This window comes from Vagococcus vulneris, from assembly GCF_003950515.1.
GTDB lineage: Bacteria > Bacillota > Bacilli > Lactobacillales > Vagococcaceae > Vagococcus > Vagococcus vulneris.
In genome coordinates this window covers 41,961-59,461 of record NZ_NGJS01000012.1, presented here as the reverse complement: position 1 = coordinate 59,461, position 17,501 = coordinate 41,961, and the positions used below count along the sequence as shown (strand labels likewise).

Below are 17,501 nucleotides of genomic sequence, written 5' to 3'. Positions count from 1 at the left end.
AAAAGAAATGCGTTCGACTTGCATGTATTAGGCACGCCGCCAGCGTTCGTCCTGAGCCAGGATCAAACTCTCAATAAAAGTATGATAACATCTTGCGATGTTTAGCTCATTAATTTAAAACTTGCTAACGAATTGTTATTCACTAAATATGGTTTGTTTTTACTTTCGTAAAAACGCCCTACACATTTGGTTTGTCTTACTTTGTTCAGTTTTCAAAGGTCTAAATTGTTGTCGTAACAACTTTTATATCATACCATTCCGAATAATATTTTGTCAATATTTTTTTAAAATTTAATTGTCATAATTTATCGTTCTAAATATAATACGTCTTAGCGACATGTAATAATATATCAATATTCTTACTCAATTGCAAGAACTTTTATAATTTTCTTTAAAATTATTATTTTATAATATTTTTGAACTGATATTTAGCTATTATATAGATACTTATAGTAAACACTAGTAGCAAAATAAAAAAAAGAATAAAGCAATGCATAAAAAATTCAGGTGGTAATATCCAGATTATTGGGTCTTTTACAGGATCAAACAGCCAATCGTTATTTGTAAATAAGAGTTCATGAAACAAATTAAAGAAAGTATCAAATCCAATAATGAGGCCAAAGATTAATCCCCCTAAAATAATGAAGAAATATTTAATCGGTGTCATTATGAGCCACAAAGTATTAGCACGATACATTTTCACCAAACTATAAATTCCTGGAACAATTGTAAGTAGCAATATAATATAATCTAATTGAAATAACATTTTTACATCTCGAAAATGTCTAATTCCCGATATTGAACTTGAAAAATCAGGTAAAACTAACTGTTTATGCCAAAACAAATTTAAGTAATCTAATAAAACACGATAATTTTTAACAATATCAGCTCTAGTTAAATCAACTTTATCAGTGATATTCAGGTAATCAATATCAAAATAAAACAACCATTTAGAATTAATAGTAATGGCGACAGATAACGAAATAACAAATAAAAAGATAAACAAAATACTAAGGTTCTGTTTCACTTTATACATATTAAAAATTCCATTCATCCAGTGAATTAATTATAAACGTTGGTCTTTCTTTTAAATTAGGAACATCTCCTGATTTTGTAAAACCTGTCAATACTAAAAGCGTATCAATGTTATTATCTAACCCCGCACTAATATCTGTTTCATAGTTATCTCCTACCATAATGACATCCTTTTTCTTTAAATGTAAAATATTAAGTGCACCATCCATTATAATAGATTTTGGTTTACCAATTATTACAGGCTTAGTCTGTGTTGCTGTTTCTATTAAAGAAATTAGTGAACCCGCACCCGGCAGTAATCCTAAATGAGTTGGTATATTTTTATCTGGATTTGTACCAATAAAATGTGCGCCGTTATGAATTGCTAAAGTTGCCTTTGTTAATTTGTCATAATTTATCTCAGTATCAAGACCAACTACTACATAATCAGGGGTCTCATCATCAATAATAAAACCGGCCTCTTTAACTGCTTCAATCAAGCCCATTTCACCTATAATATAGACTCTGTTGCCTAATTTTTTTTCTTTCATATAATCTACAGTCGCATTGCTTGCTGTATATACTGATTGAACTGGTACGTCTATCTGGCAAACATCTTTTAACTTTTTCACAACTTGTTCAGGTGATCGCGTTGTATTATTCGTAACAAATAAAAAAGGGATACTTTCCTTTTTTAAGTAATCGATAAACCTTTTCCCTGCCTCAATCGGCTTTTCTCCTAAATAAATAGTACCATCTAAATCAATCAAATATCCCTTATATTTCAAAATCAATCTCACCTTTCTTTTTGTCGTATCGTAAATGTTCTTGCTTTGTCTTTCCTTGGATTTTTTAGCTGTTTATTATTAGAATCCTGTTTAACCTTTACTTGTTTATCTGCCTTTTTAAATTTATCTTTTTTTCGATTATTGTTTTTCTCGATTTTCTTTTCTTTTACATGTGCTTGCTGTTTAGCATTGTTTTTTTTATTACGATTTTTTTTATTAGAAGCATGACCTGACGTATCTCTACCTTTTCTTTGAAATTCACCGGTCTGTTCAATAATAAAATAAGCACATCCAAAGTTACAATATTCATATAAATAGTCATCTAAATGACTTATTTTCGCATCAATTGCGGCATTCTTAAAGTCATCTTTAAAAAAACCTTTTAATCGGAGCTGGTCATATCCCCAATCTCCCACAATATAATCATACTTTGCTAAAATTTCCTGATAGCGGTCTAATACTTTTCCATAATCAAATCCTTCACGATAATCTAAAATCACTCGATAAGTACCATTTCCCAGTGCAAAATCATCTGCATTGAATGAGTCGATTAGCCGTTGTCGCTCAATATCTGCTTCAGTTAATTCGCTATCTTCTTGTTCTATTTCTAATTCTTGTTCTTTTTTCATTTTCTCACCTGCTCGTCACTATTTATCTTTTTTAAGTAATCGCCAAGAACATTTCGTAAAAATTTTGGTCCAAGTAGGGTTGTCTCTCCGGCCAACTCTAATGTTGGAAAAAACGGTAGAAATAATAAATGATCAACTGTAGTGACCGTATAGAATCTATCAGCTTTCACAAAACTTCCATCTGGAAAAATCACTTTTTTTGTTAATGTATCGTATTTCAATCCATGATACCACATTTCACCAAATACTTTACCGCGAAACTTCATGCCTACAATAGGAAAATTTCTTAAGAAATCTCTGTTTTTCTCTATTTCAAGAACCAATCTAATTAGTTCATTTCCCTTTAACTTAACATTTATTAAGTTCATCGGATGTGGTAAACACTGATGTAAATCTAAAGCAGTTAAATTTCCTACTAATAAATCAGTTAGAAACAGACCTGAATTGATAAAACTGATTGCAGTTTCACCTTCACTTCTCATCGCATCAGCAGTCAAGCTGATCAAAGAGCTATCTTCTCTAAGAAGTGGACGTTTCAAAACTGTAATCACTTGATTCTTTAAGCCATTTAATCCCAACATTTCTAACTCTCTTATTTCAAACGAATCACTCTTTTGCATGGGTAAATCCTCTGTTTTGGTAACTGATGCAATTTTATTAATCACTGTATTAGTATTATCATCCAACACAGTTTCTACAATTCCGATATACTCACCAAATCGACCTGCTGCAGCTAATAAAACACCATTTCGCATTAGACCATTTTCAAGTAAATGATGAGTATGTGACCCAAAAATGATATCTATAGAAGGAAATCCATCAGCAATATGCTTATCAACCGGTAAACCTAAATGCGATAATAAAACAATACAGTCTACCTGTTCTTCCTTCAACTCCGTCAACTCTTTTGCCAGCATTACATCGACATCTAATACTTGCCAACCAAAAGGCTCATAGGTTAAAGTCATCGGGGCAGTCAACCCCATAATACCGATTTTAATTCCATTTTTTGTAGTGATTATTTTATGTGTTACTGCCCATTTTGGCGTATCATTAATTTCTTTATCTTTTAGATTACTTAATACCACATCAAAATTACTTTTATTATATAAATCATTCAGTTGAGCATGACTATTAGTTATACCTTCATTATTTCCAATAGTCACTGCATCATAGTCTACTTGGTTCATCAATCGAACATTAGCTTGACCATTAGTATAATCAGTTAGTGGATGTTGCCTATCCATAAAGTCACCTATATCTAAAGTAATATGATCTACTCCTTTTTGGACAGCATCCTTTTGCTGCTGTTTAATGAAGCGGCGAATTCTCGGCCAATTTTCAAAATGGGAATGAATATCATTCGTATGGATAAAACGAATTTGTTGCATATAAAACACGACCTTTGCACCAATTTTATTTATATATTATGATAAATTTATCAAGAATATTTAAAGGAGGCTTATATGTTAACATTCAAGATTGAACCTACCACAATTTATATAAATGCTGAACATAATGCTATTACAACACTATCATTTACACCGCTTAAAAAGCATTCGACAAATGATAATTCTATTTTAACAGAATTCAGCAATGAATTAACGCTATATTTTAACGGTAACTTAAAATCCTTTAAAACACCCTTTCTTATCAAAAACGGCACACAATTTCAAAAAAAAGTTTGGCTTAGTCTTAAAGAAATTCCATATGGTGAAACTAGAACCTATCAAGATATTGCAAACATGGTTGGCTCACCAAAAGCTTATCAAGCAGTCGGACAAGCTCTAAGACTCAATCCACTGCCTATATTACTACCTTGCCATCGTGTCATTAAAAAAAGTGGAGAGGTATCGGGCTTTTTTGGCGCATCATCTGATGGACTAACTATAAAAAAATACTTGCTTGATTTAGAAAAGAAGAACCTATGACACAGTTGTCACAGGTTCTTTTAACTAAAACGTCGTTTCTTTGTTAATTTGAATTTTTTTAATTTTTTTTGAATTAAAAATTAAAACAAAAATTAAAACAATCAGTAGTACAATTAGTGGCAGGACAATCGATGGAACTAGGTTTTGTCCCGTACCTGTTAGAAATCCTAAAGCAGCGATACCATATGAGTACATTTGTGAGGTCCAATAACGAATACTGATAACTACCAAGAGTATAATGATCAAACTAGATATTAGTACAATTAAAATTTTTTTCATTTTCCAAGAATAAGCAATGATCGCAAATAAATTAGCTATTTGCATAACTGTAAAAAGGCAAATCATCAAAAATAATCCTGTAATAATCAGATTCAATATCTGATTAACTCCTAACGGTGCCACATACACCGATTTAATTGCTCGGGATGATGCCATAAATTTACTAAAATGTGCCAACGCCGCAACTTCATTCATAGCTATTAGTAAAAAACTTGCAATCAGTGAAAAAAAGAATTGACCAAACACTCCCTGCTTTAATATATCGATACGTGCTATCGAATGATAACTATAAAAAGTAATATTTTTAAGAAAAAACAACCATGTCGCTATAAAAATAAATACATAAAAGCTATAGCTCACACTAATCATTCTAATATCATTCGTAGTAAATCTCGTTAATGCATAAGCTAAAGATGATCCCGCCATATAGATTACCAAAAAAACTACAAAAGATTTTAAATAATATGACAACATTTGTTTCACAATAATATTTTTCTGTTTCATTATTTCTCATCCCCCTTGCTCTCTTTAAAGGGATTTCTGGTTAGACGAATAAACAACTCCTGCAAATCCATTGTTTGAATTTGCAAATGCCCTGCATTCGACACTTCTTCTTTTGTTAAACGTGCATAGGCACGGATATTGCCCTCCACATATTCTTGTCCTAAAACATTTCTCTGTTTTAGGAAGTCACGCATATCGCGCTCTGACCCTTCAAGCATATAAACCTGTTCGATTAAATCTTGGACTTTATCTTCAACAATAATCTGACCATCCTCAATAATAATAATATTATCAACTAAGTCTTGAATCTCATTAATTGAATGAGTTGATAAGACAAATGTTTTTGGATATCTTTTATAACTTGCTTTTAAATCATTAAATAATTCATGTTGATAGCTTGCATCCAGTGAAAATGTTGGGTCATCTAGTAATATATAATCAGTATCTATACTGAAAGCCAAACAGCTTCTAAAAAGCATTTGTTTTTTTATCGATAATTTATTAAAGATATCAGACTCATTTAAGTTGTATTTCTTTAACAACTGTTGGCAATAATCTATATGAAATCCTGAATAAAATCCGCTAATTAACTTAATAATCCGTTTAAGCTTGGCATGTTTCGGATAAATATTATCTTGCGATTGAAAATATATTTTGGAAATAATTCTTGGGAATTCTTCAACATCCTTTCCATCAATTTCAATATACCCTTCAGACGCAAATCGTAAATTAGCTAAAATACGTAATAAAGTCGTTTTCCCCGAGTCATTTTGCCCGATTAAACCGTAGATTGTTTTATTCTCCAGTGTTAGATTTATATCGTTTAAAATTAATAACCCTTCAACTGACTTTGAGACTTCTTTTAATTGAATACTCATGTCACTAATTCCTTTCTTTCGATAAACAAACTCCCCTTCACATATTAAGATAGGAACATTACGATATCATAACAAACATATAACAAAACATAACAGAAATCCAGTGTTTTGACATAAATAAAATAATCAGCTGCTAAACTGAATAATGTTCATTATCCAAAAACAGCTGATTATTTTATTATGTTTCACCGACAAACTCAACTTTAATACTCTTTGATATTTTTTTTAATGCTAATACTTCTCTATCTGTTAATTTTTCATCACCAAATAAAGATACAGAAAAAATAACGTCACCAGTCCGTCCTTTATATAGTAATGATTTTTTATCTTTAGAAAATTGCAGTGCCTCTTCCATAACGTTTACGTATTGAACTGCTGATGGTTTATCCCAATTAACCCCTTCAAGTTCGTAGCCATTAATTTCACCGTAAATCGGCTGTTCTTTATCTGCTGCATTAATTTGAAGATACACATCAGGGTATTTATCGCTTCGAAATGTTCCCCATAATAATGATTTAGTAAACTTTCCATCAGATAAATGAGAAAATTCTTGGTTGTTAAAACTAATTTTGGATTGTCCTACTAACATATTATTTACAACATACTGTCTCTTAAGAGCTGCATGATTATTTTTTTTATTTTCTCTCATAATCTTTGACTCACTATTACTTGTTTTTGCCAAATTTGAGGTTTCTTTGGCTGAACATCCTGCTAATAAAAACAAAAACACTATAATCGCTAATTTTTTTACTTTACGCATAACTTCACCCGCAACTTCTTTAATTAATATCTAGTATACTATATCTATTCTGAAATTTCAGCGAGTTACCATTCTTTTGGACTCCACAAGCTGCCATCTAATTCAGCTGTATGTTGTTCAATACGTTTAGATTGTTCCAGTATCAATTCTTTTGCAGACTCCAATGTTGCGATCTCTATATAGTTTTTACTTGATAAAATTAACGCATCAATTTGTTGAACTATCCATTCATCATTACTCATAACTACTTTCTTCCTTTATCCAAGTTAATGATTCTTCTAAAGAAGATAATTGATCACGATTTGATGCTATGTGATCAACGATATGTTTAAAAATTCGTAATCGTTTATCATCTTTTTCTTGTACTGCAAATAAATTTAATCGCTGCTGTATCCACACTTCTTTGGACAAAAAATCATTTGAATTTTTTTTAGTCAGATACTGTTGATAATCAACCGCCAATCTTTTCATCTCGGATGACGTTAAATAATAAAACTGCGAGATTGAAAATATCGGTAAAAATATCATACCTAATTTATTAGCAAAAGACTCAAAAGGCCTACATAATTCTGATAAGGTGTACCGTTCCTTTCGTCCGGCTTGAAAATCAGAGGATTTGACACCATAATTAATCACCAAACCAAACTCTTTTCCACTAAACAAATTATTTCTTTCACTGTTTTCAAAAACAGTATCAATCCACATTTTAAAATGACCAGGTACACTATACCAGTACATTGGAAATTGAAAAATAATTCTATCAAACTCAACAAGATGTTCTTGGACTCTTTTAACCTGCTGATAATCCATTTGATTGGTAGCAATGTAGTATTCAACTTGCTCCAATTGAGCAGATTCTCTTAAAAATTGCTGACACCCCGAATCAGCAGGGCTGGGATGTCCAACAATGACAATGGTTTTTATCACATGCTAACCTTCTTTATTAAATTTTCCAAGCGAAAACAGGGTATCAATCAACGTAATGTCAGTCACTTCTAAACTTACTTTCTCTGCTGACCTATTGGCTAAAACCTGATCCTTATTTTTCGCACCAGGGATTAAAGCTGTAATATCCTGACGACTTAGATACCAAGCTAAAACTAAGTTAGTAACTGTCGTTTCATATTTAACAGCAATCGGTTTTAATTTATCCACTGATTTAATGATTTTGCTAAATAAAGGCTCATTAAAGAAATCCTGACCTACTCGTAAATCATTACTTGGAAATGTAACATTTGAACTGTACTTACCTGTTAATAAACCAGATGCTAATGGAAAATACGGAATAAATGATATCTCATTTTCTTTCGCGTAATGCATCACTGTGTTTTCTTTATCACGAACAAGCAAATTATATTCATCTTGTACAATATCCACATAACCATCTTGATTAGCTTCAGTTAATTGTGCCATATTGAAATTTGAAACACCAATGCTGCGAATAATTCCTTTCTCCTTAAGTTTCTGTAATTTACCTACAGCTTCATATTTTTTTGTATTCTCATCAGGAAAATGGATATAAAAAATATCAATATAATCTGTTCTAAGTCGTTTAAGTGCATCGTAGACGCTCTTCTCTAAAAAATCAGGAAGATTGCTTAAACCATTACCATTAGGCAAGTGTGCTGCTTTTGTGGCGACGACAATATCCTCTCGTTTAAATTCAGAGACTACTTCACCAACTAACTCTTCCGAGCGGCCCTCACCGTAAATATATGCCGTGTCTAAAAAATTTATTCCTGCTTTAACAGCTTCACGAACTAAGTCTTTACCTACTCTTTCATCAAGGTTAGGGTATAAATTGTGCCCGCCAACGGCATTTGTTCCTAAGCCGATTTCTGTAATTAAAACATCAGTTTGTCCAACTGGTACTTTTTTCATACAATTTCCCTCCATAATTATTTATGACATTATTGTAACAAATTCTTAAATAAAAAGAAAAATAAAAGGCTAGAGGACAAAGCCCCTAACCGTTTCTTTATATTTAATCTTTATTTACTGATGCTCCGTAAATTTCTTGAATTTCATAACGCAAGCTTGACTCAAACTCAAAATCTGTTTCTTGATACGTCAAATCTTCCAGCAATGCGCGCGAAAAGCTAGCAATCATGCCATGATTTTCTGCAAGTTTTTTATCAGCTTCAGATCGTTTGTATCCACCTGATAAAGCCAATACTCGAAGTACTCGAGGATGTTCGATTAGTTCTTTGTAAAAATCCGGAACATTTGGCAAACTAACTTTAATCATAACTAATACGTTATCAGCTAGTTTATTCAATTCTTCTAAAAGATATTTTTTTAAAATGACTTCTGCTTCACCCTTTTGTGGACTATGAATATCGATTTCTGGCTCAATAGTTGGAATTAAGCCAGCTGCAAAAACTTTTTTTGCTAACTCAATTTGTTGGTCTACAACAGCTTTAATTCCATGCTCGCTGGCTTTTGAAATGAATGAACGCTGTTTTGTACCAAATATATGATGTTCATTTGCTTCAGTTAATGTTTTATTCAAATCTGGAATATCTTTCATAAGTTGAACACCATCATCTTCAGTTGCTAAGCCTTTATCAATCTTAAGCAGAGGTAAAATATGTTTTTTATCCCATAAATATTCACCTGTGTACAACTCACCAATTTTACGTTTCATTGTACCTTCAAAGATAATTGCTCCTAATATGTGTTCAGACGTAAATTGAGGACTTGTAATGATGCGTTTACGCATATCATGCACAATGTCAAACATTTCTTCTTCTGTTTGATATGTATTTTCTGGAATACCATACGCCAATAATGCTTTTGGAGTGCTACCACCACTTTGATCCAACGCTGCTATGAACCCTTTTCCGTTTCTCATACGATCAATTTTCTTTTCATCTATCATATTATCCACTCCTTTGTTATTACTATCACAGATATTATAATACAATTTAACAAAAGGTTAAAGTAAGGATAACCCTTACTTTAAATATTTTTCACAAAAAAAACTTATTGTACTAAGTAGCTTTTTATACTTATAATTATTTTTGTTTTAAATCCTCTTCCAGAGCATCCATCGCCAGAAGTAAACAGCCAGTTATACCAGCATTATCTCCTAAATCACATGGAACAATATAATTTTCTAATGGCGGTGTTACAATATAATTATTCATTAGTTTATCAAATTCTTTGTAAATCAATGGATACAGCTGTTTTTGCTTCATCACACCTCCGCCGAAGATAATTTTGTCTGGTGAGACAGTTAATGTATAATTTACTAAAGCTTGAGCCAAATAGAAGGCTTCGATTTCCCAAGCTTGATGTGTTTCTCCCAAATTCTGTGCCTTTTCTCCAAAACGGTTTTCAATTGCTGGACCAGCAGCCATTCCCTCCAAACAATCATGATGGAACGGACAATTTCCCTCATAACTGTCCTCTGAGTGACGTCGAACTAGTAAATGACCCGCTTCAGGGTGACCAAAACCATGAATCACCTTATTATCGATAACAATGCCTGCACCGATGCCTGTCCCCACAGTTATATAAATACAACTTGAGTTGCCAAAAGCAGCTCCCTTTCTAATTTCTCCATAAGCAGCAGCGTTGACATCAGTCGTCCAACCATATGGTACATCAAAGTGTTTCTTCATCTCTGCTAAAAACGGATAATCTTGCCATGCTAGTTTTGGTGTCTTAGTAATATAACCATAAGTTTCCGATTTAGGGTTAACATCAATTGGTCCAAATGAACCAATACCAATTGCATCTACTTCATATTTTTTAAAAAAAGCGAAGACATGTTCCATTGTTTCTTGCGGTGTCGTTGTCGGTATGCTGGACCGTTCCAAAATTTGAAGATTTTCATCGCTCACTGCACAAACAAATTTAGTCCCACCCGCTTCTATTGCACCAAAAATCATTTTATCCCTCGTCTCTAAAATTTTATACGCCTACATGTTATCATGATTAAAGTGATTATTCCAGAAAAAAACGCCTTTCTAATTTTCAAAAGACGTTTTATTATTTGGCTTATTGCTTAAATACCGTACACTTTAAAATATAATGACCGCATATAGTCTATCAAATACTGCGGATTTAATTCCTCCCCTGTAGCATCTCTAATCAATTGATTCGGTTTTTTTGAACTTCCGAATTGATGAATGTTTTTGGTTAACCAATTTGTAATTGGACGATAATCTGTCGATGCTAAAATTTCTTCGACATCAATATCCTGATTCATGGCGTGATATAACTGCGCCGCATACATATAGCCTAACGCGTAGGATGGAAAATAACCGAAACTACCACCAGACCAATGAACATCTTGTAAAATACCTTCTAAATCATTTTCCGGTCGGATACCTAGATACTCTTCATATTTATCATTCCAAATTCTAGGTAATTCATTTAAATCAAGATTATCATTAAAAATCATTTTTTCAATCTCATAACGAATAATGATATGTAAAGGATATGTTAAGGAATCAGCCTCAACACGAATCAAACTGGATTCTGTTTTTTTCAAACCATTATAAAAAGTCGTTAAATCAATATCTTCAAAAACATCACCAGTCAAACGTTGGAGTACAGGAAACTCACGCGACCAGAAATTTTCACTGCCGCCGATTATAATCTCATGAAACAAAGATTGCGACTCGTGAATTCCCATAGATACGCCACCTGCTAATGGTGTGTAGTCATATTTTTCTGAAATATTTTGTTCATATATTCCATGACCAGATTCATGAATGACACCCAAAGCAGCCATAGAAAAATCGTTAACATCCCATCGTGTTGTTATCCGAGCATCCTTTCGATTTAAATCTAACATAAAAGGATGGACAGTATCATCCAATCGTCCTCGTTTGAAATCATAATTTAAATCTGATGCAACTTGTGTCACAAATTTCCGTTGTTGTGGTATCGGTACATATCTTTTTAAAAAATCAGTTCTTGGGGGTGTGCCTTTTTCTGCCAATTCTTTTCTAATTTCTATAATCCCTAATTTAACTTGTTCAAAAACCAAGTCTAATTTTGCTGTTGTCATGCCTGGTTCGTATTGATTCAGTAACACATCATAAGGTGTTGCTTCGTCTTTACGCCATAGTGGAATAAACTCTTTCTCAAAAGCAATTATCTCTTCTAATACTTCTTTAAATAATTTATAATCTTTTTGTTTTCTTGCTTCAAGCCATTTGCTGTGGGCAACCGATGTTAATCGTGAAAATTTTTGGTATTTTTCAGCAGGAATTTTTGCATTTAAGTCATACTCTTCTTTTACTTTTTCAAAAACACTATGTCCGAATTCAGAAAGTTCTTCTGGATGATTCTTAAAGTAAGTTAAAAAATCTATCATTGTTTGATTGGTAGCTTTATCAAAGGCTTGACCCGCTAAATAACTACTTAACTCTGCACGATATTCTGCCGCTTCTTCAGGCATTCCCGTTTGAGCATCCCACTCCGCTAACCCTCCTGCTTCACTGAGCAAAGCAATTTCTTTTAAATAAGCTAAAAATTTATTTTCCATTGTCATTATTAGTCCGTTCCCTTCTTGGCGGACGCTTGCCCCAATATTGGAAAAGATCCGTTCGTAAAGCACCATTATACAATTTCCGCTTCTTCGTTGCTTTTTGACCATAGTGTGATTCAAATGTTAAATCACTAGTCAAAATATATTTACTCCATGTATCAAGTGGACGATAAACTTGTCCCATCTCCTTATACAAACGCTGAACAGTTTCTTCCTCGCCTAAACGCTCGCCGTACGGTGGATTAGCAACAATCACGCCATACTCTTTAGTCGTTGTGAAATCTTTTAATTGCATTTGTTTAAAAACGATAGAACTGCCTAATCCAATCTCTTCTGCATTCGATTTTGCAATCTCAATCATTCGTGCATCTATATCTGTTCCCATAATATCAAGGTCAATATCATAATCAGCCTGTGTTTCTGCTTCTGCACGAACGGTATCCGCTATATTCTTATCAAACCAAGGCCACGTTTCAATCAGAAATTCACGATTAAATCCAGGTGCAATATTATGACCGATTAATGCAGCTTCTATACAAAAAGTTCCTGAACCACATACAGGGTCATAGAACGGGCGTTCTTTACGCCAATTAGTCAGCTCTATAATTGCTGCTGCCATATTTTCTTTTAAAGGTGCACCGCCTTTTTCTGTACGATAACCCCGTTTGAATAAACTTGGTCCCGTAGTATCTAAAGTTATCGTAACTTTATCTTTAAGTAAAGCCACTTCAATCGGGAACTTAGCTCCTGTTTCTGGAAGTCTTCCGTAACGAGAATAATACTCACTTAACCGACTAACGATTGCTTTTTTTGTAATTGCCTGACAATCCGAAACACTAAATAATGTTGACTTGATAGATTTACCGGCTACCGGAAATTCTGCGTCCATCGGCAGAAAATCTTCCCAAGGTAAAGCCTTCGTTTGTTCAAATAAACCTTCAAATGTTTTTGCTTCAAATTCGCCAACAATGATTTTGATTCTATCCGCTGTTCTCAGCCATAGATTAGCCATCATAATTGTTCGCATATCACCTGTGAAAATAGCACGACCATTTTCTACATCGCAATCAATACCTAACTGCCTTAATTCTTTACCGACTAATGCTTCAATACCGCTTGCAGCAGTAGCAATTAATTTAAATTGTTTCATCTCTTTGTCCTTTATTAGTTATTTGTATTTATAAAAAAACCTTCCATATAAAATTATAAGGAAGGTAACCTGATTAATTGTAGTTTTCTGTAAGCCATGTTTTGTATCATTATCCCTCAGGAACGGATAATGATGATAATCATCTGTCTACAGAATACACTGTCCCTTCTCTAAGTTCATTTCCTTGAGATTGGTGCCCCTACCATATGTTTGGGTTGCTCGCTCGAGGGGTTTACCCGTTCCACTAATTTTATTTCTAAAATTACTTCGTCACTGTGGCACTTTCAAGACTACTCTGACATAGTGCACAAAGCACCTTAGCCATTTTATCTGCCGTTACTCATTAGTTAACAAGTACCTTAACTTATTTTTTCGTTAAGCACGATCACTACACGCATCTCAGCCTGTGCGAGCATGGACTTTCCTCAAAATAGATTACTCTATCCTGCGATTATCCGAAAACTACAAATATTCAATTATTTAATTAAAAACGCTTAGTTGCACCTAAATCATCATTTAACACTTTTTGCGCAGCTGAATTTAAACTGTTTACAGCTTGTTCATTAACAGTAACATCAATTTCATTCAGCTTATTACCAAAGACTGCTTTTTCAAGATTTGATAAACGTTTTAGAATATCAAAGTTCGTAGCAGAATTTGATTTTGGTATTTCTTGTTTCATTCTCGATAATGTTGCTTGGTTTTGTGATAGCTGATCTACCTTATTAACCAAGCGAGCATTTTCCTCTTTTAAAGAAATGACTTCTTGATTGTAGGCTTCATAGTCTTTAATGATATTATCAAGAAATTCGTCAACTTCAACTGGGTCATAACCCTTCATTTTTGTTTTAAATTCTTTTTGTAAAATATCACGTGCTGAATATATTAATTTTGACACAACTTACACCTCATCCTCTAAAAAATTGTTCTGTCATTTTTTCGACAAATTTATGCGATTCGATTGTTGAACAGCCAAATCATCGACCAAGTATCTGTATTAGAGATACTAACCTAGTATCTACTATAATCATTTTTAATTGATTTTACAATCTTTTTAATCAATTTATTTAAATTTAACCGTCATAAATTATTAAGATTTTTTTTATTCCTTTTCATTATAAAGAAGTTTTTGATATAATACATGCTAGGAGTGTGATCTTTTGGCAGTAAACTACCCGAATGGACAATCTCAACAACAAGCAAAACAGAACCATCAACTTTATAAATCTAAAACTATTAATTACGGTAAACGTGGTATGAGTTTTGAAGAACAAATCAATCAAAGTAATCGTTATTATTTAGATCGTGGTATCGCAGTAATTCATAAAAAACCGACGCCTCTTCAAATAGTTAAAGTAGACTATCCTAAGCGAAGTGCTGCAGTAGTTACTGAAGCCTATTTTAAAGAAGCCTCAACAACTGACTATAACGGAGTTTATAAGGGATTTTATCTTGATTTTGAGGCAAAAGCAACCAAAAACAAAACATCTTTTCCATTGAATAATTTTCATCAACATCAGATCAATCATATGAAACAATGCCTAAAACAACGTGGCATTGTCTTTGTTTTAATTTGGTTTTCTTCACTAAATAGGTGCTTCTTAATAAAAGCTGATATAATTATTGATTATTGGGATAATCAAAAAAATGCTGGACGCAAGTCGATTCCTCTAGAAGCAATCGAAACATTTGGTTTTGAAATTTTTGTAGGAATTTCCCCTGCTATTCCTTATTTAGAAATTTTGGAACAACACATAATAAAAGGAGATTCTTATAATGGCTGATACAAAAATGCGACGAAAGAAATCTAAGAGAAATATAATTACAACAATTCTAATTATTATCCTTCTCTTTATTTTGGTACCGATCATTGTCGGTGCCAGTATCTTCGGATATTATATCAAAGACACACCAAAATTAGACTACGCAAAACTTGAAGATACAGTATCATCCAAAATTTACGATAAAAACAATAATTTGCTGTTTGAAATTGGTGAAGAGAAACGTGAAGCAATTACACCAACAGAAATACCAGCTCAACTAAAAGATGCAGTCTTGTCAGTTGAGGATCAACGTTTTGAAAAACATATTGGTGTCGATCCTGTCCGTATTGCTGGTGCGGCTTTGTCCAATTTAAAAGGAAACCATACGCAAGGTGGAAGTACTCTAACACAACAACTCATAAAATTATCCTATTTTACAACGAAAAAAGAAGATCAAACATACAAAAGAAAGGCCCAAGAAGCTTGGTTGGCCTTAAAATTGGAAAAAACTAAATCAAAAGATGAAATTCTAACGTACTATATAAACCGTGTATATATGGCAAACGGCTTGTATGGAATGAAGACAGCTGCGGATGTTTATTATAATAAACCATTTGATAAACTCACTTTACCAGAATATGCTCTACTAGCAGGTATTCCACAAGCACCAAATAATTATGATCCTTATACAAATAAAGAAGCGGCAAAACAGCGACGTGATTTAGTACTGAAACAGATGTTAGAAAATCAGAAAATCAATGATCAACAATACAAAGAGGCTGTGGATACACCAATTGATGCTGGCTTGCAACCAATGAAAGAGGACTCATCATCACGTGTCATTGCAGATCCATATATCAATCAAGTTGTTGAAGAAGTTGAAAAGAAAACGAAGAAAAACGTTAACACTGACGGGTTGGATATTTATACAAATATCGATATGGAAGCTCAGACCTACCTGTACAACTTAGTCAATAGTGACGAAACATCGATTAATTTTCCAGACGATCAGTTTCAAACATCAGCAACACTGATTGATGTTAAGACCGGTTATGTTCGTGCCGAAATTGGTGGTCGTAAAAATGGACAGGATATGTACAAGCTAAATCGGGCAGCTAACCCTAAATCAAATCGAGACATTGGTTCAACATCAAAACCTCTAGTTGCTTATGGACCATTAATCGAAAATGAAAGCAAAGGGACAGGAACAATTTTTGTAGATGAACCCTATCGTTATAAAACTAATCATCAGTCTGTATACAATTATGATAAATCTTATCGTGGTGCCATATCGATGCGGGAAGCACTGGTAGATTCTAGAAACATACCTGCGTTAAAAGCATTGAATGAAGTAGGAACTGATAAAGCAAAAGAATTTACTGATAAATTAGGTTTGAACACTGATATTTATGAAGGATCAGCGATATCCATCCAATCACAATCTGAAAAGTTAGCTGCAGCTTATGCACCATTTGCTAATGGTGGAATTTACTACCAACCCTCATACATAAATAAAATTGTTTACCAAGATGGAACAGAGGAAAACTTCGATCCTAAAGGCGAACGGGCCATGAAAGAGTCCACTGCGTTTTTAATTACTGATATTTTAAAGGATGTTATCAAACGTGGAACTGGTACTCCAGCGCAAATTCCTAACATAATCCAAGCTGGTAAAACAGGAACCTCAAATTATGCTGACGATGCATTATCTAAAGTAAAAGACGGCGGTATTGGCAGTCCGGATATCTCTTTTGTTGGATACACACCAAAATATTCACTAGCTGTATGGACCGGATATGATGATTACTTCAAACCGATTCCATACCAAGATCAGAAATTAGCTATGGATATATATCGTAATTTCATGACCTATCTTTATCAGGGAATAGCACCGACTGATTGGAAACAACCAAACGATGTCGTAAAAGTAGGTAATGAATATTATATTAAGGGACACTTAAATAGTGCAGCACCTGTTCAATCAACATATAATCGCTATTCTCAAGATAATAATTACTATTACGATGAGACACCTGAAGAAAATGTTGTCCCTGATCATCAGCAAGGTGCAAGAACTCCAGCATCAAGACAACCAAATAATTCTCAACAACCGCTGGTATCCTCTTCCCCAAGAGAAGAACCTAAAGAATCTACACCTGCACCGGCCGATTCAAAAGAACCTGTCGAACAGCCAGATAATCAGGAAAGAGAATAAAATTAACTGAATAACTGTAAAAACCTGCAATATCAATCTTAGTAGATGATATTGCAGGTTTTCCTTTAGTTATTCTTTTAAATT

General features: G+C 33.3%; 18 protein-coding genes, 1 rRNA gene and 1 other RNA gene. 3 read left to right on the top strand and 17 right to left on the bottom strand.

Translation table 11 applies throughout. The features are described 5' to 3' along the window. From CBF37_RS08685 to CBF37_RS08665, 5 genes are all read right to left on the bottom strand, one after another. Positions 1-78: ribosomal RNA gene (locus CBF37_RS08685) — 16S ribosomal RNA — on the bottom strand; the annotation flags it as partial. 322 nt (positions 79-400) lie between these two features. Then, the gene (locus CBF37_RS08680; protein WP_165866675.1) at positions 401-1,036 is read right to left on the bottom strand and encodes a TIGR01906 family membrane protein; all 636 of its coding nucleotides are present in this window, start codon (positions 1,034-1,036) and stop codon (positions 401-403) included. Between the two features lies 1 nt (position 1,037). Beyond that, a complete protein-coding gene (locus CBF37_RS08675) occupies positions 1,038-1,802 on the bottom strand; it encodes a TIGR01457 family HAD-type hydrolase (protein WP_125984356.1) in 765 nt (254 codons plus the stop codon). An 8-nt stretch (positions 1,803-1,810) separates the two neighbouring features. Further along, entirely contained in the window at positions 1,811-2,431 is a 621-nt protein-coding gene (locus CBF37_RS08670; protein ID WP_125984355.1) for a YutD family protein, read from the bottom strand. Further along, positions 2,428-3,822 (bottom strand): bifunctional metallophosphatase/5'-nucleotidase, encoded by a 1,395-nt coding sequence (locus CBF37_RS08665; RefSeq protein ID WP_125984354.1) that lies wholly within the window; start codon positions 3,820-3,822, stop codon positions 2,428-2,430. The genes CBF37_RS08670 and CBF37_RS08665 overlap by 4 nt, the downstream gene beginning before the upstream one ends. A 75-nt stretch (positions 3,823-3,897) precedes the next feature. Between CBF37_RS08665 and CBF37_RS08660 the strand changes: the two genes are divergently transcribed. Beyond that, positions 3,898-4,362 carry a methylated-DNA--[protein]-cysteine S-methyltransferase gene (locus tag CBF37_RS08660; RefSeq protein WP_125984353.1) on the top strand — a complete coding sequence of 155 codons (465 nt, stop codon included), beginning with the start codon at positions 3,898-3,900 and terminating at the stop codon, positions 4,360-4,362. A gap of 24 nt (positions 4,363-4,386) precedes the next feature. Here the strand turns inward: CBF37_RS08660 and CBF37_RS08655 are convergent, their stop codons facing one another. The 12 genes from CBF37_RS08655 to gpsB all read right to left on the bottom strand — a co-directional run bounded on the left by CBF37_RS08655 (position 4,387) and on the right by gpsB (position 14,337). Then, positions 4,387-5,145 carry a hypothetical protein gene (locus CBF37_RS08655; RefSeq protein WP_125984352.1) on the bottom strand — a complete coding sequence of 253 codons (759 nt, stop codon included), beginning with the start codon at positions 5,143-5,145 and terminating at the stop codon, positions 4,387-4,389. Beyond that, complete coding sequence (locus CBF37_RS08650; RefSeq protein ID WP_125984351.1) at positions 5,145-6,023, bottom strand: ATP-binding cassette domain-containing protein; 879 nt, start codon at positions 6,021-6,023, stop codon at positions 5,145-5,147. Before CBF37_RS08650 ends, CBF37_RS08655 begins: the two co-directional genes overlap by 1 nt. Positions 6,024-6,201: 178 nt before the next feature. Beyond that, positions 6,202-6,783: a hypothetical protein gene (locus tag CBF37_RS08645; RefSeq protein WP_125984350.1), complete on the bottom strand. Its 582-nt coding sequence runs from the start codon at positions 6,781-6,783 to the stop codon at positions 6,202-6,204. Between the two features lie 65 nt (positions 6,784-6,848). Next, the gene (locus CBF37_RS11655) at positions 6,849-7,025 is read right to left on the bottom strand and encodes a hypothetical protein (RefSeq protein WP_165866674.1); all 177 of its coding nucleotides are present in this window, start codon (positions 7,023-7,025) and stop codon (positions 6,849-6,851) included. Beyond that, positions 7,018-7,710 (bottom strand): NAD(P)H-dependent oxidoreductase, encoded by a 693-nt coding sequence (locus CBF37_RS08640; protein ID WP_125984349.1) that lies wholly within the window; start codon positions 7,708-7,710, stop codon positions 7,018-7,020. The genes CBF37_RS11655 and CBF37_RS08640 overlap by 8 nt, the downstream gene beginning before the upstream one ends. A gap of 3 nt (positions 7,711-7,713) precedes the next feature. After that, positions 7,714-8,664 carry an aldo/keto reductase gene (locus CBF37_RS08635; RefSeq protein ID WP_125984348.1) on the bottom strand — a complete coding sequence of 317 codons (951 nt, stop codon included), beginning with the start codon at positions 8,662-8,664 and terminating at the stop codon, positions 7,714-7,716. Between the two features lie 103 nt (positions 8,665-8,767). After that, positions 8,768-9,664 carry a fructose bisphosphate aldolase gene (locus CBF37_RS08630; RefSeq protein ID WP_125984347.1) on the bottom strand — a complete coding sequence of 299 codons (897 nt, stop codon included), beginning with the start codon at positions 9,662-9,664 and terminating at the stop codon, positions 8,768-8,770. 136 nt (positions 9,665-9,800) lie between these two features. Further along, on the bottom strand, positions 9,801-10,679 hold the full coding sequence (locus CBF37_RS08625) for an ROK family protein (RefSeq protein ID WP_125984346.1): 879 nt from the start codon (positions 10,677-10,679) through the stop codon (positions 9,801-9,803). 116 nt (positions 10,680-10,795) lie between these two features. Continuing rightward, positions 10,796-12,286: a carboxypeptidase M32 gene (locus tag CBF37_RS08620; RefSeq protein ID WP_125984358.1), complete on the bottom strand. Its 1,491-nt coding sequence runs from the start codon at positions 12,284-12,286 to the stop codon at positions 10,796-10,798. Next, entirely contained in the window at positions 12,276-13,439 is a 1,164-nt protein-coding gene (locus tag CBF37_RS08615) for a THUMP domain-containing class I SAM-dependent RNA methyltransferase (RefSeq protein ID WP_125984345.1), read from the bottom strand. The genes CBF37_RS08620 and CBF37_RS08615 overlap by 11 nt, the downstream gene beginning before the upstream one ends. Positions 13,440-13,524: 85 nt before the next feature. Continuing rightward, positions 13,525-13,902, bottom strand: an RNA gene (gene rnpB / locus CBF37_RS08610) — RNase P RNA component class B. A gap of 21 nt (positions 13,903-13,923) precedes the next feature. Further along, a complete protein-coding gene (gene gpsB, locus CBF37_RS08605) occupies positions 13,924-14,337 on the bottom strand; it encodes a cell division regulator GpsB (protein WP_125984344.1) in 414 nt (137 codons plus the stop codon). A 262-nt stretch (positions 14,338-14,599) separates the two neighbouring features. On the opposite strand from gpsB, the gene recU reads away from it, so the two are divergent. Then, entirely contained in the window at positions 14,600-15,223 is a 624-nt protein-coding gene (gene recU, locus CBF37_RS08600) for a Holliday junction resolvase RecU (protein WP_125984343.1), read from the top strand. Next, positions 15,216-17,417 (top strand): PBP1A family penicillin-binding protein, encoded by a 2,202-nt coding sequence (locus CBF37_RS08595; protein WP_125984342.1) that lies wholly within the window; start codon positions 15,216-15,218, stop codon positions 17,415-17,417. The genes recU and CBF37_RS08595 overlap by 8 nt, the downstream gene beginning before the upstream one ends. Positions 17,418-17,501: the final 84 nt, after the last annotated feature.